Raw genomic sequence first — 20,743 nt, forward strand, 5'->3', positions numbered from 1 at the left:
TACCCTGAAAAAAGTGGCGCATTATGCAGACGTCAGCTTGGGATCGCCAGAGTCTGCACTGCTTTTATGATAGTTGAATGTCGATTCAACCGAGTTCGATGATCTCGTAGTCGTGGGTAATCACTACGCCAGCCGCGCCGAGCATGATCGACGCCGAGCAATACTTCTCGGCGGACAGCTCGATAGCCCGTTTGACCTGCGCTTCTTTCAGCCCGCGGCCCTTGACCACGAAGTGCATGTGGATCTTGGTGAAGACTTTCGGATCTTCGGTCGCCCGTTCGGCTTCGAGGAAGGCTTCACAGCTTTCGACGGCCTGACGGGACTTCTTGAGGATGCTGACCACGTCGAAGTTGCTGCAACCGCCGACACCCAGCAGGAGCATTTCCATTGGCCGGACACCCAGGTTGCGACCGCCTGCATCGGGCGGACCGTCCATGACCACGACGTGACCGCTGCCGGATTCACCGAGGAACATGGCTTCACCAGCCCATTGGATGCGTGCCTTCATCGCCAGACTCCACTGCATAAAAAAGGGTCGCCAGCTTAGCACAGGGCCCCGGATTGGCAGCGCCCTGCATTTGTAGGGCATAACCTTCCGAACTGTAGGTAATTTCTCGAATATTGCGAGAAGTGTCTGTTAAGCTGGCGCCAATTCGCTGGCGCTTAGCCAGCTTTGCAGCATCCGTCGTCATCGACTCATAAAAAACCAAACACACCGTGAAGTCTTTTCGGGATACAACCATGGTTGCTATTGCCCCTACCCCCAAAATCAAGAACCTCGACAAGCTGTTGATGCACTGTCAGCGCCGTCGTTATGCGGCCAAGAGCAATATCATTTGCGCCGGTGATCGCTCGGACACGCTGTTCTTCATCATCAAGGGCTCAGTCACGATCCTGATCGAGGATGACGACGGGCGCGAAATGATCATCGCCTACCTGAACTCCGGGGACTTTTTCGGTGAGTTGGGGCTGTTTGAACAAGCGGGGCTTGAGCAGGAACGCAGCGCCTGGGTGCGCGCGAAGATCGAGTGTGAAGTGGCGGAAATCAGCTACGCCAAATTCCGCGAGTTGTCCCAGCAGGATCCAGACATTCTTTACGTGCTCAGCGGACAAATCGCACAGCGCTTGCGCAACACCACACGCAAGGTCGGTGACCTGGCCTTCTTTGACGTCACCGGTCGCGTCGCCCGCTGCCTGCTGGAACTGTGCAAGCAGCCGGACGCCATGACCCACCCGGACGGCATGCAAATCAAAGTGACCCGTCAGGAAATCGGGCGAATTGTCGGTTGTTCACGGGAGATGGTCGGTCGCGTGCTCAAGGATCTGGAAGAACGCAACCTGGTGGACGTCAAGGGCAAGACCATGGTGGTCTTCGGTACGCGCTGAGCTCGAGAGCTCAAGCCCCGAGCATATCTGCCAGCAACTGGCGATAAAGCGCATCAAGCCGCCCAAATGCATCAGGTGCGGCAAACTTCTCATGCAAGGCAATGTGGCTTTCAGCGCGCACCCGCTGCTCAAGACCGCACGCTTCGTTAAAGCGATTGACCGCGGCGACCATCGATTCACGCTCGTTATCCAGCAACAAGGCTCCGTGCACCAAGCCCACCGGACGTTGCCCCCCCTTGCTCTGACGCCAGCGCTGAGCGGTGCCGACCATCTTGCGGCCGTCGAGGTTGACGTTGAAACGGCCATCGCAAAATGCACCGTCGACTTCGCCCAAAGACGAAACACCGCCCAGCTCATCGAGTAACTGACAGATCGGATCGCAGAGACGGCGATACGCGGTTTCGATGCGGTTTTGATCGCCTTCGCTGCGCGGGGGTGCGTAGACAAGGGCGATGTTGATGGTGGAGGCCGATTGCGGCACGGGCTCACCGCCGGTTTCACGTAAAAGCACTGGCCAGCCGGCGGCGGCTGATACTTCACATGCAGCTTCGAAGCCGGGCAGACGGTTCAAGCGTCGGGGCATGACCAATGCCCGATCATTGGGCTGCCAGAACAGCAGGCCGAAATCCGAATCGCCGGTGCAGACATGAGCCAACAGATCTTGCTCGGCTTGTAGGCCGGCTTCGACGGTCAGACTGGTCGGCTGGGTCATGGACTACTCCGAAAGGCATGAGATCTTTTGGGGATTTTAGGGCCTCTTCGCGGGCAAGCCCGCTCCCACAATTGGATCTATGTACGCAATCCAGATGTGGGAGCGGGCTTGCTCGCGAAGGGGGCGCACCGGTTTGTCTGACCGGACTCAGTCGAGCGTAGAACCGCTGACCGGGCCGCCGCGTTCAGGAAAGAACAGGCGCTGCAATTCAGTGCCCGGGCTTTCGGCGCGCATGAACGCCTCGCCCACCAGGAACGCGTACACGTCGCTGATCTCCATCAGTTCCACATCGGCCCGGTTGAGAATACCGCTTTCAGTAATCACCAGCCGATCACGCGGGATGCGTGGCAACAGATCGAGTGTGGTTTCGAGACTGACGTCGAAGGTGTGCAGGTTGCGGTTGTTCACGCCAACCAACGGCGTGTCGAGGGTTTTCAAGGCCCGCTCCAGCTCGTCGCCATCGTGGACTTCCACCAGCACATCGAGGCCGACGCTTTTGGCCACGGCCGCCAGCTCGGCCATTTTCACGTCATCCAGTGCGGAGACGATCAACAGCACGCAGTCAGCGCCCAAGGCACGGGCTTCGATGATCTGGTACGGATCGATCATGAAGTCCTTGCGGATCACCGGCAGGCTGCACGCCGCCCTCGCCTGCTGCAGATACGCATCAGCGCCCTGGAAATAATCGATATCGGTCAGTACCGACAAGCACGTCGCGCCGCCCTTCTCGTAGCTCTTGGCGATGTCGGCAGGAACGAAGTGCTCGCGAATCACGCCTTTGCTCGGCGAGGCTTTCTTGATTTCGGCAATGACGGCCGGCTGTTTCAGCTTGGCCTGAGCAATCAGTGCCTTGGCGAAACCACGGGGTGCATCGGCCGCCTTGGCCAGACTTTCCAGCTCCGCCAGAGTCACACGGGCGCTACGCTCGGCAACTTCCTGGACTTTGCGGGCCAGAATGTTTTCCAGAACCGTCGGTACACTCATCCCTCATTCTCCACTTTGAATACCGCGGTAAATGCACCCAACTCCTCAAGTTTTTCCCGAGCGAGGCCTGTGTGCAGCGCATCGTGCGCCAGGGCAACGCCTTCTTTCAAACTGGTGGCCAGGTCAGCGGCGTACAGCGCCGCACCGGCATTGAGCACGATCATCTCGGCGGCTTTCTGACCACTCTCGGTCTTGCGCTTGCCCAAGGCATCTCGAATCAGCTCAAGGGACGCAGCCGGACTTTCCACTGCCAGGCCGTGCAGGCTCTGACTCTTCATGCCCAGGTCTTCTGGCTCGACCCAATATTCGGTGATCTGGTCATTCTTCAGTTCTGCGACAAAGGTTGGCGCCGCCAGGCTGAACTCGTCCAAGCCATCCTTCGAGTGCACCACCAACACGTGCTTGCTGCCCAGACGCTGCAAGACTTCGGCCAATGGCCGGCACAACGCCTGGCTGAACACGCCCACCACCTGATGTTTCACGCCGGCCGGATTCGTAAGCGGGCCGAGCATGTTGAACAGGGTGCGCAGGCCAAGGTCCTTGCGCGGACCAGCGGCGTACTTCATGGCACGGTGATGGGTCTGGGCAAACATGAAACCGATGCCGACGTTGTCGATGCAACGCGCCACCTGGACCGGCGTCAGGTTCAGGTAGATACCGGCTGCTTCCAGCAAGTCAGCGCTGCCGCTCTTGCCCGACACCGCACGGTTACCGTGCTTGGCCACGGTGCAACCGGCTGCCGCCACCACGAAGGATGACGCGGTCGAGACGTTGAAAATATTCGCACCATCACCGCCGGTGCCGACCACATCGACCACGCCGTCGAGGGTCTTGAGTTCGACCTTGTCCGCCAGCTCGCGCATGACCGACACCGCGCCGACGATCTCGTCGATGCTTTCGCTCTTCATGCGCATGGCCATCATGAACGCGCCGATCTGCGCATCCGAGCATTGCCCGGTCATGATTTCGCGCATCACATCGCGCATCTCATCGGTGCTGAGGTCGAGGTGGTCGACGATACGGCTCAGGGCTGTCTTGATATTCATGAAAAGTCCTTAGCGCGTGCCGCCGGTTTGTTTGAGGAAGTTAGCGAACAGCTCGTGGCCCTGCTCGGTAAGAATAGACTCGGGGTGGAACTGCACACCCTCGATGTTCAATGTCTTGTGGCGCAGGCCCATGATTTCGTCGACCGAACCGTCCTCGAGCTGGGTCCACGCGGTCAGCTCCAGGCAATCCGGCAGGGTTTCACGCTTGACGATCAACGAGTGATAGCGCGTCACCGTCAACGGACGATTCAGGCCTGCGAATACACCCTTGTCCTCGTGGAATACCGGGCTAGTCTTACCGTGCATGACTTGCCGGGCGCGGACTACATCACCGCCAAAGGCCTGGCCGATGGACTGGTGGCCGAGGCAGACGCCAAGAATCGGCAGTTTGCCGGCGAAATGCTTGATCACGTCAATCGACACACCGGCTTCGGTCGGGGTGCAAGGACCGGGGGACACGACGATGCGCTCAGGGTTGAGCGCTTCGATTTCGGCAACGGTAAGTTCATCGTTGCGCACGACTTTGACCTGGGAGCCGAGCTCACCGAGGTACTGCACAACGTTGTAGGTAAAAGAGTCGTAGTTATCGATCATCAGCAACATGGCGTTTGGAACCTCTTGAATTCACTGACTTTTAAGACAGCCTTCGAATGATTACCCGCAGTGTCCTGCGCTTTGTCAGTCGCCGGGTGCGCCAGCAAAGCGGTATGTCATACGGGTGAAGAAGGCAAAGCGGTACAGGTCCGGCGGGGCCGGCAGAAGAATTCAGGCGCGCCAACGCCAGCGGGCGTGTGCCTTGATGACTTGATCCAGAAGTTTGCTGATGATCAACACGGGGAAGGTCTCATTCATACGTCTTGGCACAGTAACTTAGCTGGGCAGAGCGTGCAATATGGCCGGCGCGACTGGCCGCGAAACAATTGAAGGGTTCGCGACCGATGGCAAAAGGCCGGAAGTTTTTGGTACTGTCGTTTCGTTCACTACAACAATAAATAAACGGACTTGCTCATGATCAAACAGACGTTGTTTGTACCGCTCGCAGGATGCTTGCTCGCCATGGTCTGCGCCCAGGCGATCGCCGCGCCTAATCCTTACTCCAACTTCGTCGTCTTCGGCGACAGTCTCAACGATGCAGGGACCTTTGCCGACACGGGCGGGCCAGCCGGTTCGACCCAGCGTTTTACCAACCGGACGGGGCCGGTTTACCTGGATGGCAGCGGCGAAGTCCGCTCACTCAACTCCACACAGATCCTGGGTGGAAAACTGGGCTTCTCGGCGGATCAGACAGCCTCGTCCTCTTCTGCGGTACGCGCCAACAATGGCCAGCCCGATGGCAACAACTGGGCCGTCGGCGGTTATCGCACCGACCAGATTCTCGATTCGATCACCGGCACCTCCGCCACGGGCGATCGCACCCGGGCGGGTTACCTGCCGTCGAACAACTTCCGCGCTGACCCGAACGCGCTGTATTACCTGTCGGGCGGTGGTAATGACTTCCTGCAAGGTCGCGTAACCAGCCTGCCACAGGCCAGCGCCGCCGCCGATCGCCTGGTCAGCAGCGTGCAAACCCTGCAACAGGCCGGTGCCCGCTACATCATGGTCTGGCTGTTGCCGGACATCGGCTTTACGCCGGCCTTCAACGGCACACCATTGCAAGCGTTCACCTCCCAACTCAGCACCCAGTTCAACACTGAACTGGTGAGCCAGTTGCAGAACGTCAATGCCAACGTGATCCCGTTGAACATTCCGGTTCTGCTCAAGGAGACGTTTGCCAACCCGGGGCAGTTCGGCCTGGCCACCGATCAGAACCTGAGCGCCACCTGCTTCAGCGGCAGCAGCTGTACCGAAAACGCCCGTTACGGCATCAACAGTGCGACGCCGGACCCGACCAAACTTATCTATAACGACTCGGTGCACCCGACCGAAGCAGGGCAACGCCTGATTGCCGATTACGCTTACTCACTGCTGGCCGCGCCGTGGGAAGCCACCCTGTTGCCACAAATGGCCCAGGGTACTTTGCGCTCTCATCAGGATGAGTTACGCAACCAGTGGCTGGCCGATTGGGAAAACTGGCAAGGCGTCGGCCAATGGCGCGCGATTGTCGCCGGCGGCGGCCAGCACCAGGATTTCGATAGCCAGCGCAGTGGCGCCAGTGCTGACGGCAATGGCGCCAACCTGAACATCGGCGGCAGCTACCGGCTCAATGACGCATGGCGCGTGGGTCTGGCGGCGGGTTTCTACAACCAGAAGCTCGAAGCAGGCGATCACGACTCGGATTACAAGCTCAACACTTACATGGGCACGGCGTTCGCCCAGTATCAGCAAAACCGCTGGTGGGGTGACGCGGCAGTGACGGCTGGGCATCTGGACTACGACAGCCTCAAGCGTAAATTCCAGTTGGGCGTCAACGAACGTGGGGAGAAAGGCGACACCGACGGCTACCTGGTGGCTTTCAGTGGTCGTGTGGGGTACGACATCGCGCCAGAGGCCAGCAGCCCGTGGCACCTGTCGCCGTTCGTGAGCGCCGACTTCGCCAAGATTGAGGTCGACGGTTATTCGGAGAATGGCGCCGATTCCACCGCGCTGACATTCGACGACCAATCGCGCATCTCCCGGCGTCTTGGCCTCGGCATCCAGGGCAAGTACCAGATCACTTCACAAACTCAAGTGTTTGGCGAACTGGCCCACGAGCGCGAGTACAACGACGATACCCAGGATGTGACCATGCACCTCAACAGCCTGCCGAACAACAGTTACTCCCTGGCCGGCTACACCCCACAATCCCACCTGAACCGCTTGAATCTGGGCGTGAGCCACAACCTCACCAAGGATCTGGCATTGCGCGCAAGCTACGACATTCGCAAGGATGATGACTTTACCCAGCAGGGCATCAACGTTGGGGTTGCGTTGGACTTCTAAATCGTAGCAACAAAAAACGCGGCGCCCTCACAGGCGCCGCGTTTTTTTATGCTGATGCAGTCCCTGTGGGAGCGGCGGTGCGACGATTCGACTTGCTCGCGAAGGCGGTGTCTCATTCAACATTGATGTCGACTGACAGGGCCTCTTCGCGAGCAAGTCGAATCGTCGCACCGCCGCTCCCACAGGTATAGAGCAAGTCAGTGGGAGCAGGTTCTCGCCATAGAACTCAAGCGTCCGGGGTTTGTTCGGCCAGGGCCACGGCGCGGAACATCGCGCGGCGCTTGTTCAGGGTTTCTTCCCATTCAAGCGCTGGCACCGAGTCGGCGACGATGCCGCCACCGGCCTGCACGTGCAGTTCGCCGTTCTTGATCACTGCGGTGCGGATCGCAATCGCGGTGTCCATGTTGCCGTTCCAGGCGAAGTAACCGACCGCACCGCCGTAGACACCACGCTTGACCGGCTCCAGTTCGTCGATGATTTCCATCGCGCGAATCTTCGGCGCGCCGGACAAGGTACCCGCCGGCAGGATCGCCCGCAGTGCGTCCATTGCCGTCAGCCCGGCCTTCAATTGGCCCGTGACGTTGGACACGATGTGCATCACGTTGGAATAACGCTCGATGACCATCTTCTCGGTAAGTTTCACCGAACCGATCTCCGACACCCGACCGGTGTCGTTACGGCCCAAGTCGATCAGCATCAAGTGCTCGGCGATTTCCTTGTCGTCCGACAGCAAGTCTTTTTCCAGCGCCAGATCGGCTTCTTCGTTGGCCCCGCGCGGACGGGTGCCGGCAATCGGGCGCACGGTGATCAAGTTGTCTTCGACCCGCACCAGCACTTCCGGCGAACTGCCGACGACGTGGAAGTCGCCGAAGTTGAAGAAGTACATATAAGGCGTCGGATTAAAGCAACGCAGCGCCCGGTACAGATCGATCGGTGCAGCCTTGAAGTCGATCGACATGCGCTGGGACGGCACGACCTGCATGCAGTCACCGGCCAGGATGTATTCCTTGATGGTGTCGACGGCTTTTTCGTAGTCGTCCTGGGTGAAGCTCGAACGGAATACCGGATCAGCCGACTGTTGCTTGCTGAAATCCAGGCCGCGGCGCGGGGTGATCGGCTGACGGAGTTTTTCCAGCAGCTCTTCCAGGCGTGCCTGACCTTGTTCGAAAGCATCTGCTTGCGATGGATCGGCCAGCACGATGGCGTGCATCTTGCCGGCGAGGTTGTCGAACACCACCACCGCATCGGACACCATCAGCAGAATGTCCGGCACGCCCAGCGGATCCGGGTTCGGGCACTTGCCCAGACGTTTCTCCACATAGCGTACGCAGTCGTAACCGAAGTAACCCACCAAACCGCCATTGAAGCGTGGCAGGCCAGGGATGGTCGGCACGTTGTAACGGGCTTTGAATTCTTCAACGAAGGCCAGCGGATCTTCGGCTTCAAGGCTTTCGATCTCGACGCCATCATGCGTCACGCTCACATGGTGATCGTGAACCCGCAGCACGGTGCGGCACGGCAGGCCGATGATCGAATAACGGCCCCACTTCTCCCCGCCCTGCACCGATTCCAGCAGGTAGGAGTTCGGCTCATCGGCCAGTTTCAGGTAGATCGACAGCGGCGTATCAAAGTCGGCCAGGGTTTCGCAGGCCAACGGGATACGGTTATAGCCGGCAGCGGCCAAACGCAGGAATTCTTCGCGGATCATGGGGTAGCCTCGAGGCTTGAGGTGCTAACAGTCAGGTATGCAAACGCGCCGGAAAGCCGGCCAGAATCGAGTCAGGCGCGCCAACGCCAGCGGGCCAGGGCCTTGATGACTTTCATCCAGAGTTTGCGAGTGACCACCACGATGGCGTTTCCAGAAGGGGATTGAGCAACGTCGGGCAACGTTATCTCAGCGGCTGGATCCAGGCAACCGGGAATTAGCTTGCGCAGATCGTCGATCACCAGCGCCGGCGACTCTTCGGAAATCGGCCGGCCATGGTTGTAGCCGTAGCTGAGGGCGACGCACTTGACCCCCGCCGCTTTCGCCGCCAGCACGTCGCTGCGCGAATCGCCGACAAACAGCGATTGCGAGGCCGGGATGTTGGCCATTTTCATCACGAAAAACAGCGCGGCCGGGTCAGGCTTCTTCTGCGGCAGGGTGTCGCCGCCGATGATCCACTTGAAGTAACGGCCGATTTTCATCTGATCCAGCAGCGGCGCGACGAAGCGCTCCGGCTTGTTGGTGATCAGCGCCATCTCGACACCCTGCTTGTGCAGCCATTTCAGGGTGTCACGCACGCCGGGATAGACCACGGTCAGATCATGGCTCTCGCTGTAAGCCTCCATGAAAATCTCCAGGGCGCCCTCGGCTTCACCGTCGTCGACCGTCGAATGGTCGATGCCACCGGCCAGCGCACGGCGAACCAGTACCGGCGCGCCATTGCCGACCCACTCGCGCACCGACTCGAGGCCGGCCGGTTGACGCCCAAGTTTGAGCAGCATGTTATCCACAGCCAGGGCGAGGTCGGGGACCGAATCGATCAGCGTGCCATCCAGATCGAACATCACCAGCCGTGGCAGACGCCCCGGGAACAGCTGCTCAAAGCCACTCATGGACGGGCCAACGCCAGTTCGGAACGCATCTTTTCAATCACCTCTTGGTAGTTCGGTGCATTGAAGATCGCCGAGCCGGCGACGAAGGTGTCGGCGCCAGCCGCAGCGATTTCACGAATGTTGTTCACGTTGACGCCGCCGTCGATTTCCAGGCGGATGTCACGACCGGAGGCATCGATCAGCGCACGCGCTTCGCGCAGCTTGTCGAGGGTGCCGGGGATGAACTTCTGCCCGCCGAAACCCGGGTTGACGCTCATCAGCAAGATCATGTCGACCTTGTCCATCACGTACTTGAGCACGTCCAGCGGTGTCGCCGGGTTGAACACCAGGCCCGACTTGCAACCGCCCTCGCGGATCAGTTGCAAGGAACGGTCGACGTGCTGTGTGGCTTCCGGGTGGAACGTGATGTAAGTCGCGCCGGCCTCGATGAAGTCGCCGACGATGCGGTCCACCGGGCTGACCATCAGGTGCGCGTCAATCGGCGCGGTCACGCCGTACTTGCGCAGTGCGGCGCAGACCATCGGGCCGATGGTCAGGTTCGGCACGTAGTGGTTGTCCATGACATCGAAGTGCACGAAGTCGGCGCCGGCGGCCAGGACGTTGTCCACTTCTTCACCCAGGCGGGCGAAGTCGGCGGAGAGAATCGACGGAGCAATGACGAAGGGCTGCATGACGCACCTTTTTTGAGCAGAATCACGATGGCGCGCATTGTATACCTCATGCTTTGACGCGCGCACTGTGACCGCGATGATTGGGCCTGCCTTCGATCAATAAGTGGCCGCAGGCTCTAGAACGCCGCTCGGTAGATCTTCTCGATATCGATGGCGCTCAATTTGCGTGGATTGTTGCGCATCAGGCGCTCGATCCCCGCGGCTTCCACGGCCATGGCCGGGATGGCGTCCTCCGGAACACCGAAACTGTGCAGACCTGGCGGGATCTCTACCGCCGCGCACAACGCGGTCATTGCCTCCACGGCTTTGTCCGCCGCTTCATTGGCGCTCAGGTGCGCGGTCTTCACCCCCATGGCTTCGGCAATATCCTGCATGCGCTCGACGCAGGCCATCTTGTTCCAGGTCATGACATACGGCAGCAGCAAGGCATTGCTGACGCCGTGGGCAATGTTGAAACGCCCGCCCAGCGGATACGCCAGCGCATGCACCGCGCCGACCCCGGCATTTCCGAAGGCCATGCCGGCCATCAGGCTGGCGGTGGCCATGTCTTCGCGGGCTTGCAGGTTGGACGGGTTGGCGTAGGCCTTGGGCAGTGCGTTGGCGATCAGCTTGATGGCGCCGATGGCTAGGGCATCGGTGATCGGCGAGGCGTTCAGCGACAGATAGGATTCGATGGCATGCACCAGCGCGTCGACGCCACTGGCGGCGGTGACACTGCGCGGGCAGGTCAGGGTCATCTGCGGACTGACCAGCGCCACGTCCGGCAATAGATAGTCGCTGACAATGCCCTTCTTCAGTTGCGCGACCTTGTCGGAGAGGATGGCGACGTTGGTCACCTCCGAACCGGTGCCGGCCGTGGTCGGGATGGCAATCAGCGGCGGGCCTTTGCGTGGCACCTGATCGACGCCGAACAAATCCTCCAGTGCGCCGTGGTAACCGGCGTAGGCCGCGACGCTTTTGGCAATGTCGATGGCACTGCCGCCGCCGAGGCCAATCAGACCGTCGTGCCCGCCCTCGCGGTAAACCCGCATGCAGTCTTCGACGATGGCGATTTCCGGGTCTGGCAGCACACGGTCGAAAATCTCGTAGGTCCGATCGCCCAACTGCGCCAGCGCCAGCTCGACCGTACCGGACTTGACCAGTGCAGCGTCGGTGACGATCAGCGGGTTGTCGACATCCAGGCGGGTGAGTTCGGCGGCCAGTTGCTCGATGGCACCTGCGCCGGTGATCAGTTTGTGAGCGATTTTGAAAGAGGAAAGACTCATCGTGCGCAGCCTCTTATAAGTAGGGGAGCTGGGCACAATAGTAGCTGGGGATTAGGGTTTGTCTGCTATTCAGGTTGTGAATGAACAGATATCTCGAACATCGCACAAAACCACTGTGGGAGCGGGCTTGCTCGCGAAAGCGTCAGCACATCCAGCATCAATGTGAGTCAAAGACCGCTTTCGCGAGCAAGCCCGCTCCCACAGTTTGACCGCGTGCGGTCAGACCTGGGCGGTGCGCAGTTTTTCGCTGCGGCCACGCAACCATTCCAGGGTCAGCAACAGGATCACCGAGAAGGCGATCAGCAGCGTCGCAGCGGCAGCAATGGTCGGGCTGAGGTTTTCGCGGATACCGCTGAACATCTGCCGTGGCAAGGTCGCTTGCTCGGGGCCGGCGAGGAACAGCGTCACCACCACTTCATCGAACGACGTCGCGAAGGCAAACAGCGCACCGGAGATCACACCCGGCGCAATCAGCGGCAACGTCACCCGGCGGAACGCCGTCAGCGGCGAAGCCCCCAGACTGGCAGCGGCACGCACCAGGTTATGGTTGAACCCCTGCAAGGTCGCCGACACGGTAATGATCACAAACGGCACGCCCAACACCGCATGCACCACGATCAGCGAGAAGAAGCTGTTGCCCAGCCCCAGTGGCGCAAAGAACAGGTAGCTCGCCACACCGATGATCACCACTGGCACCACCATCGGCGAAATCACCAGCGCCATCACCAGCGCCTTGCCCGGGAAGTCGCCCCGCGTCAGGCCGATCGCCGCCAGCGTCCCGAAGATCATTGCCAGCACCGTCGCCGCCGGGGCAACGATGATGCTGTTCTTCAGCGCACGCATCCATTCCGCCGAGGCGAAGAAGTCCTGATACCAGTGCAGCGAGAAGCCTTGCAGCGGATACACCAGGAAACTTCCCGAGTTGAACGACAGCGGAATGATCACCAGCACCGGCAGAATCAGGAACAACAGAATCAAGCCGCAGAGAATCCGCAAGCTGTAGAACCACACCCGCTCGATGGGCGACATATAAGGACTCAGCATTTCATTCTCCCCTTAGCTCAGGCGCAGGCGACTGGCGCCCACCAGCCAGCTGTAAATCAGATAAAGCACCACGGTCGCCAACAGCAGCAGCCCACCGAGTGCGGTCGCCATGCCCCAGTTGATGCTGGTGTTGGTGTAGAAGGCGACGAAGTAGCTGACCATCTGATCGTTCGGGCTGCCCAGCAACGCCGGGGTGATGTAATAGCCGATAGCGAGGATGAACACCAACAGGCAACCGGCGCCGACACCGGCATAGGTCTGCGGGAAGTACACCCGCCAGAAACTGGCGAACGGGTGGCAGCCGAGGGAAATCGCGGCGCGCATGTAGGTCGGCGAAATGCCTTTCATCACGCTGTAGATCGGCAGGATCATGAACGGCAGCAGGATGTGCACCATGGAGATGTAAACCCCGGTGCGGTTGAACACCAACTCCAGCGGTTTATCAATGATGCCCATCGCCATCAGGCCGCTGTTGATCAGCCCACCCGATTGCAGCAACACGATCCACGCGGCGACTCGCACCAGGATCGAGGTCCAGAACGGCAGCAGCACCAGAATCATCAGCAGGTTGCTTTGGCGTGACGGCAGGTTCGCCAGCAAGTAAGCCAGCGGATAAGCCAGCACCAGGCAGATCACGGTGATGATCAGGCCCATCCAGAAGGTACGGGCAAAGATGTCGAGGTAGATCGCCTGGTCGGGGGTGGCCGGGGCGATTTCGCCGAGGTCGTCGATGCGGTGATCGACCGCCGCCAGCAAGTAATACGGCGTGATGCTACTGGTGTTGCGGCGCACCGCTTGCCAGTAGGCCGGGTCGCCCCAGCGTTCGTCGAGGCCTTCCAGTGCTTCTTTATAGGAGGCCGGTTCGGTGGCGAACGGCAAGGCGCGGGCGGTTTTGGTCAGCAGGCTGCGGTAGCCGGCCAGCTCCATGTTCAAGCGCTTGGACAGGTCGCCCAGGGTCTGATTCTTGCGGGCTTCAGCGAGGTCTTCGCTGGCCGCTTTGTAGACGGGTTCAGCGGGCAGGCCTCGACCGTCCCAACTGGCGATGGCCGCCACAGTGCGTGGCATGCCGCCGACCACTTCCGGGTTACCCACGCTTTTGTAGAGCAGCGCCACGATCGGCACCAGAAACACCAGCAACAGAAACAGCACCAGGGGCGCGATCAAGGCTTGTGCTTTCCAGCGGTTGATCCGCTCGGCGTGCTTGAGCCGCTGCTTCAAGGTGGGGTCAGTGCCCGCGTTCAGGGGAATGGCGGTGGCCATGGCGTACTCCGGAAATCTTTGATCGTTACAGAGACGGCAAACACCGCCTCGAACTTTTTGTACTGATCGTTCCTGCGCTCTGCGTGGGAATGCATCCAGTGACGCTCTGCGTCACAAGGGACGCGTAGCGTCCCCGGCGGCATTCCCACGCGGAGCGTGGGAACGATCAAGCAGGGCGAACCCTCTAGTTACTTCGCAGCCCAGGAATTGAAGCGCTGTTCCAGTTGCTCGCCGTTGTCAGCCCAGAAACTGACGTCGATCTGCACCTGGTTGGCGATGTTTTCCGGGGTGGTCGGCATGTCTTTCAGGACATCCTTGGCCAGCAACGGAACGGCCTGAATGTTGGCCGGGCCGTAAGCGATGTTTTCCGAGTAGGTCTTCTGCTGCTGCGGAGCCACCGAGAACGCGATGAATTTCTTCGCCGCTTCGGCGCGCTTGGCGTCCAGACCTTTCGGAATAGCCCAGGCGTCGAAGTCGTAGATGCCGCCGTTCCACACGACTTTCAGGTTGCTTTCTTTCTGCACGGCGGCGATCCGGCCGTTGTAGGCCGAGCTCATGACCACGTCACCGGAGGCGAGGTATTGCGGCGGTTGTGCGCCGGCTTCCCACCACTGAATGCTTGGTTTCAGCTCATCGAGTTTTTTGAACGCGCGGTCCTGACCGTCCTTGCCGGCCAGCACTTTGTAGACGTCTTTCGGCGCAACGCCGTCGGCCATCAGTGCGAATTCCAGGGTGTACTTGGCGCCTTTGCGCAGGCCGCGCTTGCCCGGGAATTTCTTGGTGTCCCAGAAATCCACCCAGCTGGTCGGTGCAGAGGCCAGTTTGTCGGCGTTGTAGGCCAACACGGTCGACCACACGAAGAAACCTACGCCGCAAGGCTGGATAGCGCCCTTGACGTAATCTTCGGATTTGCCGAACAGCGCAGGATCGAGTTGCTCGAACATGTCTTCGTCGCAACCGCGAGACAGTTCTGGCGATTCAACTTCCACCAGGTCCCAGGACACGCTCTTGGTGTCGACCATGGCTTTGACCTTGGCCATCTCACCGTTGTATTCGCCCGCCACGATCTTGCCGTTGCCTGCCGCTTCCCACGGTGCGTAGAAGGCTTTGACCTGCGCTGCCTTGTTCGCCCCGCCAAAGGACACCACGGTCAGGTCCGGGCCCGCCGCCATCGCGTGTGCCGCACCGATCATGCCCATGACCAAAGCGGTGAATTTCAGGGATCTCAACATTTATTGTTCTCTCCACGTGCAGGGTTGGTGTTGTTGATGCAGGGGGCGATCAATGCGCCTCTAGAAGTGGGTCGAGCGCGCGAACGTGTTCGACCTGCCAGCCAAGCGGTACTACGTCGCCGACGGCCAGCGCGGGATCGAGCTCGGCAATCGGTTGTTTCACAAAAAAATCGGTCTTGCCGCAGACTTCCAGGCGAACCCGGACGTGGTCGCCCAGGTAGATGAATTCCGCCACCCGCCCTGAGAAGCGGTTGACACAGGACTCGCTGGAGCCATTGAGGCTCACGCGCTCCGGACGAATCGACAGCGTGACCGGCTCGCCGGTCTTGCCGACATTGACTGCCAGGGCTTCAACCTTTTCACCGCGACCGAGTTCCACGATGCAGCGGTCGCCGGTCTGGCTGTGCAAGCGGCCGTTGAGGCGGTTGTTTTCGCCGATGAAATTGGCAACGAAGGTGTTTTTCGGCTCTTCATAGAGAGTGCGCGGCGCGGCGATCTGCTGGATCTCGCCTTGGTGGAACACTGCCACACGGTCGGACATGGTCAGGGCTTCGCCCTGGTCGTGAGTCACGTAGACCACGGTCACGCCGAGGCGCTGGTGCAGGTGTTTGATTTCCATCTGCATGTGTTCGCGCAGTTGTTTGTCCAGTGCGCCGAGGGGTTCGTCCATCAGCACCAGTTGCGGTTCGAACACCAATGCGCGGGCCAGGGCCACACGCTGTTGCTGACCGCCGGACAGTTGCGCCGGATAGCGCTGGGCGAAGGCGTCGAGCTGAACCATGCTCAGGACTTTTTTGACCTTGTCGCTGACGTCGCTCTTGTTCAAGCCGCGTACGGTCAGCGGGAACGCCAGGTTCTCGGCGACGGTCATGTGCGGGAACAACGCGTAGTTCTGGAACACCATGCCGATGTCGCGTTTGTGCGGAGGCACGTTGTTGATGGAGCGTCCGGCCAGCTGGATTTCGCCGGCGGTCGGTGTTTCGAAACCGGCGAGCATCATCAGGCTGGTGGTCTTGCCGGAGCCGGACGGCCCGAGCAAGGTGAGGAACTCGCCTTTGCGAATCTCCAGGTTGAGGTCTTTGACGATCAGGTTCTCGCCGTCGTAGCTTTTTTGCACTCCACGAAAGCTGACCAGAATGTCACTGGCCCCTGCGTTTGAATCGACCTGGCTCATACCCACACCTTTTTTGTTGATGACTGCTGTGGACTAAGCCTAGTGGACGCTGGTGACCGCGCAAATCGGGGCGCAGGAGAGAATCGCCTCAGCGGGATGGAAGGTTGGGGGTAGGGATTGCCCTACACGGATGGCGGGATTGGATAGGGGAAGCGGCTAGCTTGAAGCTACAAGCCGCAAGAACTGGTAAAAGCAGCTTTTCAGGATGTCGCAAATGGACATGACGACGTGATCCCTGTGGGAGCGGGCTTGCTCGCGAAGTGGCCGTGTCAGTCGACATCAATATTGCCTGAAACACCGCTTTCGCGAGCAAGCCCGCTCCCACAGTGGACGGTGGTGGGGCTTAGAGGAGTTTGTGCTCCATGGCGTACTTCACCAGCTCCGCCAGGGAGGTGATGTTGAGTTTCTGCATCAGCCGCGCCTTGTGGGTGCTGATGGTTTTGCTGCTCAGGGCCAGTTGCTGCGCGATGTCGTTGACGTTGGCGCCCTGGGCCAGGCGTTCGAATACCGAGAATTCGCGCTCAGACAGCAATGAATGCAACGGCCGCGAATCGGTCAGGCCGACTTCGAAGACCATGCGGTCGGCCAGGTCCGGGTCGATGTAACGCCCACCCGCCGCGACCTTGCGAATCGCCGTCAGCAGCAGTGCCGGATCGCTGTCCTTGGTCGCGTAACCCGCCGCGCCCACCTTCAATGCCCGCGCGGCCATTTGCGCTTCGTCATGCATCGACAGCACCAGGATGGCCGGCGGATTGTTCAGCGCACGAATCCGCGGAATCGCTTCCAGGCCGTTGACGCCCGGCATGGAAATGTCCAGCAACACCACTTCGCAGGGCACATGCCGCAGGGTTTCGAGCAACTGCTCGCCATTACTCGCCTCCCCTACCACCAGCAAGTCCTTGGCCAAGCCGATCAACTGCTTGATGCCTTCACGGACAATGGTGTGGTCTTCGGCTACCAGTACACGGATCACTTACTTCTCCTCATCCAGCGGCACTCGCACGCTCAGGGTCGTGCCTTCACCCGGTTCACTCTCAAGCGACAACTGCCCGCCCATGATCAGCACCCGCTCGCGCATGCCGACCACCCCGAAGGAAGTCGCCCTGCCCGTGGCCGGAACAAATCCTACGCCATCATCGCTGACGGTCAGACACAACTCGTCGCCTTCCAGGGCCAGTGTCAGTTCAACAGTATGCGCCTGGGCATGGCGCATGACATTGGTCAGCGCTTCCTGAAGGATCCGAAACAGCCCAATCGCCTTGGCATCACTGAGCACCGGCAGATTTTCCGGCACCTGCACCAGACACGGAATTTGCGTGCGCGCCTCGAAACGCCGGGCCTGCCACTCGATGGCCGAGGCGATCCCGGCATCGAGAATCGGCGGTCGCAGCGCCGTCGCCACATCGCGCACCAGTTGGAACAGCTGCGCGATCAGGCGTTTCATGCTGTTCAAGCGCTCATTCAGACCCGGGTCGAGCTGGGCGTAGGCCAATTCGCACATGGAGGTTTCCAGTTTGAGCACGGTCAACATCTGGCCCAACTCGTCGTGAACTTCCCGGGCGATGCGCGCTTTTTCCTCTTCCCGCACGCTCTCCAGGTGAGCGGACAACTCACGCAGTTGCTCGCGGGAGCTGGCCAGTTCCAGTTCAATGCGCTTGCTCTCGCTGATGTCCCAGACAATCCCGTCCCAGACATAGGCGCCGTCTTCAAGCCGTCGGGTAATGGCCTTGATCTCGGCCCAGCGTTGTTCGCCCGAACGTGTGAGAATCCGCCCCTGCCATGACCAGTCACTGTCCGTATCCAGCGCATGGTCCTGGGTCTGGTGATAACTGGCCTTGTCGTCCGGATGCACCAGGCTGCGCAGGCCTTTGTCGCGATGGGCCAGGGTCGCCGGCGAGTAGCCCACCAGACTTTCGCTGCCTTCACTGATGTAGGCAAAGTCGATCTGCCCGGTCACCGGCGCCCGTTCCAGGCGAAAGACCAATCCCGGGACGTTGGCGGCAATCCCCTGCAACCGTGCCTCGCTTTCCTGCAACGCCGCCAGGGCGCGACGACGTTCGGTGACGTCGTTGAGGTAGACCACCAGGTATTCACCTCCGCGAAAGCGCATGAAGCTCAACGAGACATCGGTCGGCAGGGTGCTGCCATCGGCTCGCACGCAGTTGGTTTCGAAACTTTGCGGCCCTTCTTCGCTGGCCCGGGCGCGCTTCCACAGGTTCAGCCAGCGGTCCATGTGCAGGCCCGGCTCGAAGTCGATCAGCGGCCGATCAATGATTGCACCGGGCGGATAACCGAGCATGGTTTCCGCCGCGCGGTTGGCGTAGCGCACGTGGCTGTCCCAGTTGACCCAAAGGATGCCGACGGTGCTTTGATCGATGGAAAACTGCGTCAGGCGCAACGCCTCTTCACTGGCCTCGCGCAGGGCTATGTCCTCGCGCGCTGCCAATAGACGTTGCTCCAGACTGTGCTGCTGACGGCGCTGCCAGAACACGATCGCCATGCTGCTCAGCATCAACACCGCCATCAGCAGGCAGAGGTTTTGCCAGAAGCCCGGGGACTCGGTCAGGCGCGGGTACTTGGGTTGCAGCCATTGGTTGTGCAGTTGTTCCAGGTCCTTGGCCGGGATCGACCGCAGTGCGCTCTCGACGATGCCGGCCAATTCAGGCTGGTCCCGCCGCGTGGCGACTCGCAGCAATTGCGGCAGGCCGATGTCGCCCACCACGACCAGCCCGGAGAACTCAGGCTCCACGGACAAACGTCCCAGCTGCGCTTCATCGACCACGGCATAACCGGCCTGCTGGCTCAGCAACAGCTGCAAAGCCTGGCGTTCGATCGGGACGCCTTGCAGGTTCAGATGGGGATAGTTGCTGCGTAGATAATCGGCCGTCGCACTGGGCATGCGCACAGCGACGCGGGTTTGGCTGTCGAGTTTTTCAAGTTCCACGACACCGGTGCTTTTCTGGTCGCTGACCACCAGTTGTGGAACCCGCATGTAGGGGTCGGAGAATTGCCAGAACCGCAGGCCAGCGGGGGTTTGGGTCAGCCCGGGGGCGATGTCGATTTCACCCTCGCGCGCGGCGGCCTCCAGTTGCGCGAGGTCGGGGAAATTACGCCAGCTCAGTTCGACCTTGAGGGCCTTGGCCAGCCATTTCATCAACTCGACGTTGACCCCGGACAAGCGCTGCAAGCGGCGATCGTATTGCGCGTAAGGCGCCTGCAACACCAGCCCCACGCGCAATTCGCCATGCGCGGCCAGCCATTGTTGTTGCTGGGGCGACAAGGGCGCGACGTGCGCCGGTGGCGCGGAAGCCGCCCAACTCATCAAGGGAAACCACAAACAGCCGATAACCCACAGGCAGCGAAAACGCATCATCGAAGTCTCACACACTGACAAATACTGACCAACCCATTAGGCTGCCGGAATAACTTCTGGCCTGGAATATCCGATGCCCCCTGTCTACCGCCTGGCACTGCCAGCATTGTGCCTGTCGCTGATCCTGCCTTGTGCCTTTTCCGTTGAGGCGGCCGACCCGGCACCTGCCGCGGAAAAACCCGCAGAAGAGAAACCGGTCGAACGCCAGCCACTGCTTGAGCGTAGTCAGGAAGAAGCGACAGCACTTGAGCGACAAATCCCTGCGCAGGAACAGCAACAACTGCAAGCCGGCACCGACACCTTTCTGGCTTTGTGGAAGCCGGCCAATACCGCCGAGCCCAAAGGCGCGGTGATTATCATCCCGGGCGCCGGCGAAACCGTTGACTGGCCGCAAGCAATCGGCCCGTTACGTAACAAATTGCCTGACGCGAAGTGGAGCAGCCTGAGTATCACCTTGCCGGACGTGCAAAGCGATGCCATTGCGCCACGCGTCGTGGAAATGCCACCAACGCTCAAGGCACCGGAAACCGGCAGCAAGGACTCGACCACGGCAGCCCCCATCGAGCAAGCGGCCGGTGGTGAAGCGGAAGTTGCCGACAAAGCCATCGCCGAAACCACCGAGGAGCAAGCCAAGGCCAATGCCGAGCGCATCTTTGCTCGCATTGATGCGGCCATTGCCTATGCCGAACAGCAAAGTGCTCGCAGCATCGTGGTGTTGGGTCATGGCACCGGCGCTTACTGGGCCGCGCGTTATCTGAGCGAAAAGCAGCCGTCGCAAGTGGAGAAGTTTGTGATGGTCGCGGCACAGACACCGGCTGCGGCGAAACCCGAGCTGGTCGAATTGACGCCGACACTGAAGCTGCCGACGGCGGACATCTTCTATATGGACAAGTCGCTGGATCGCAACGCAGCGCTGGCCCGGATGCAGGCCAGCAAGCGCTTGAAGTCTTCGGCGTTCAGCCAGGTATCGCTCAAGGCGCTGCCCGGCAATGCCAAGGCCGAGCAAGAGCAACTGGTGCGCCGGGTGCGTGGGTGGTTGAATCCGCAGAGTGCGGCGGACTGACAGACCGCATCGCCCC

19 protein-coding genes are annotated in these 20,743 nt (G+C 60.4%); 3 read left to right on the plus strand and 16 right to left on the minus strand.

Annotated elements, in window-relative coordinates; genetic code table 11:
* Positions 1-85 precede the first annotated feature (85 nt).
* Positions 86-508, minus strand: coding sequence for an OsmC family protein (locus tag ACA072_RS26285; RefSeq protein ID WP_030130026.1), 423 nt, complete (start codon positions 506-508; stop codon positions 86-88).
* Positions 480-743 (minus strand): hypothetical protein, encoded by a 264-nt coding sequence (locus ACA072_RS26290; protein WP_497621526.1) that lies wholly within the window; start codon positions 741-743, stop codon positions 480-482. The genes ACA072_RS26285 and ACA072_RS26290 overlap by 29 nt, the downstream gene beginning before the upstream one ends.
* Between ACA072_RS26290 and crp the strand changes: the two genes are divergently transcribed.
* Positions 742-1,386 (plus strand): cAMP-activated global transcriptional regulator CRP, encoded by a 645-nt coding sequence (crp, locus tag ACA072_RS26295; RefSeq protein ID WP_201116036.1) that lies wholly within the window; start codon positions 742-744, stop codon positions 1,384-1,386. The two genes, ACA072_RS26290 and crp, sit on opposite strands and share 2 nt — an antisense overlap.
* Before the next feature lie 10 nt (positions 1,387-1,396).
* Here crp and ACA072_RS26300 read toward each other — a convergent pair whose 3' ends face one another.
* The 4 genes from ACA072_RS26300 to ACA072_RS26315 form a co-directional block, all read right to left on the minus strand.
* A complete protein-coding gene (locus ACA072_RS26300; protein ID WP_497621528.1) occupies positions 1,397-2,098 on the minus strand; it encodes a lipoate--protein ligase family protein in 702 nt (233 codons plus the stop codon).
* Between the two features lie 147 nt (positions 2,099-2,245).
* A complete protein-coding gene (trpC, locus tag ACA072_RS26305) occupies positions 2,246-3,082 on the minus strand; it encodes an indole-3-glycerol phosphate synthase TrpC (protein ID WP_497621530.1) in 837 nt (278 codons plus the stop codon).
* On the minus strand, positions 3,079-4,128 hold the full coding sequence (gene trpD / locus ACA072_RS26310; protein WP_461955965.1) for an anthranilate phosphoribosyltransferase: 1,050 nt from the start codon (positions 4,126-4,128) through the stop codon (positions 3,079-3,081). The genes trpC and trpD overlap by 4 nt, the downstream gene beginning before the upstream one ends.
* 9 nt (positions 4,129-4,137) lie before the next feature.
* Positions 4,138-4,731, minus strand: a complete 594-nt coding sequence (locus tag ACA072_RS26315; protein WP_462029796.1) for an aminodeoxychorismate/anthranilate synthase component II — start codon at positions 4,729-4,731, stop codon at positions 4,138-4,140.
* 405 nt (positions 4,732-5,136) lie between these two features.
* On the opposite strand from ACA072_RS26315, the gene estP reads away from it, so the two are divergent.
* Positions 5,137-7,047 carry an esterase EstP gene (gene estP / locus ACA072_RS26320; RefSeq protein ID WP_497621532.1) on the plus strand — a complete coding sequence of 637 codons (1,911 nt, stop codon included), beginning with the start codon at positions 5,137-5,139 and terminating at the stop codon, positions 7,045-7,047.
* Between the two features lie 226 nt (positions 7,048-7,273).
* Here estP and trpE read toward each other — a convergent pair whose 3' ends face one another.
* The 10 genes from trpE to ACA072_RS26370 all read right to left on the minus strand — a co-directional run bounded on the left by trpE (position 7,274) and on the right by ACA072_RS26370 (position 19,664).
* Positions 7,274-8,755 (minus strand): anthranilate synthase component I, encoded by a 1,482-nt coding sequence (trpE, locus tag ACA072_RS26325; RefSeq protein WP_497621534.1) that lies wholly within the window; start codon positions 8,753-8,755, stop codon positions 7,274-7,276.
* Between the two features lie 71 nt (positions 8,756-8,826).
* A complete protein-coding gene (locus tag ACA072_RS26330) occupies positions 8,827-9,645 on the minus strand; it encodes a phosphoglycolate phosphatase (RefSeq protein WP_438658473.1) in 819 nt (272 codons plus the stop codon).
* Positions 9,642-10,316, minus strand: a complete 675-nt coding sequence (gene rpe, locus ACA072_RS26335; RefSeq protein ID WP_008035979.1) for a ribulose-phosphate 3-epimerase — start codon at positions 10,314-10,316, stop codon at positions 9,642-9,644. The genes ACA072_RS26330 and rpe overlap by 4 nt, the downstream gene beginning before the upstream one ends.
* A 116-nt stretch (positions 10,317-10,432) precedes the next feature.
* Entirely contained in the window at positions 10,433-11,581 is a 1,149-nt protein-coding gene (locus ACA072_RS26340; RefSeq protein WP_497621537.1) for an iron-containing alcohol dehydrogenase, read from the minus strand.
* Between the two features lie 219 nt (positions 11,582-11,800).
* Positions 11,801-12,625: an ABC transporter permease gene (locus ACA072_RS26345; RefSeq protein ID WP_064119279.1), complete on the minus strand. Its 825-nt coding sequence runs from the start codon at positions 12,623-12,625 to the stop codon at positions 11,801-11,803.
* 12 nt (positions 12,626-12,637) lie between these two features.
* On the minus strand, positions 12,638-13,885 hold the full coding sequence (locus ACA072_RS26350) for an ABC transporter permease (protein ID WP_282381944.1): 1,248 nt from the start codon (positions 13,883-13,885) through the stop codon (positions 12,638-12,640).
* A gap of 188 nt (positions 13,886-14,073) precedes the next feature.
* Positions 14,074-15,117, minus strand: coding sequence for an ABC transporter substrate-binding protein (locus tag ACA072_RS26355; RefSeq protein WP_010467181.1), 1,044 nt, complete (start codon positions 15,115-15,117; stop codon positions 14,074-14,076).
* Between the two features lie 49 nt (positions 15,118-15,166).
* Positions 15,167-16,291: an ABC transporter ATP-binding protein gene (locus ACA072_RS26360; RefSeq protein WP_438658468.1), complete on the minus strand. Its 1,125-nt coding sequence runs from the start codon at positions 16,289-16,291 to the stop codon at positions 15,167-15,169.
* 343 nt (positions 16,292-16,634) lie between these two features.
* Positions 16,635-17,264, minus strand: coding sequence for a response regulator (locus ACA072_RS26365; protein WP_003210977.1), 630 nt, complete (start codon positions 17,262-17,264; stop codon positions 16,635-16,637).
* Positions 17,265-19,664: a PAS domain-containing sensor histidine kinase gene (locus ACA072_RS26370; protein WP_497621540.1), complete on the minus strand. Its 2,400-nt coding sequence runs from the start codon at positions 19,662-19,664 to the stop codon at positions 17,265-17,267.
* Positions 19,665-19,737: 73 nt separating this feature from the next.
* Here ACA072_RS26370 and ACA072_RS26375 point away from each other — a divergent pair, with 73 nt between their 5' ends.
* Positions 19,738-20,727, plus strand: coding sequence for an alpha/beta hydrolase family protein (locus ACA072_RS26375; protein ID WP_497621542.1), 990 nt, complete (start codon positions 19,738-19,740; stop codon positions 20,725-20,727).
* The last annotated feature ends 16 nt before the right edge of the window (positions 20,728-20,743 follow it).

The sequence above is a fragment of the Pseudomonas sp. LBUM1656 genome, from assembly GCF_059716065.1.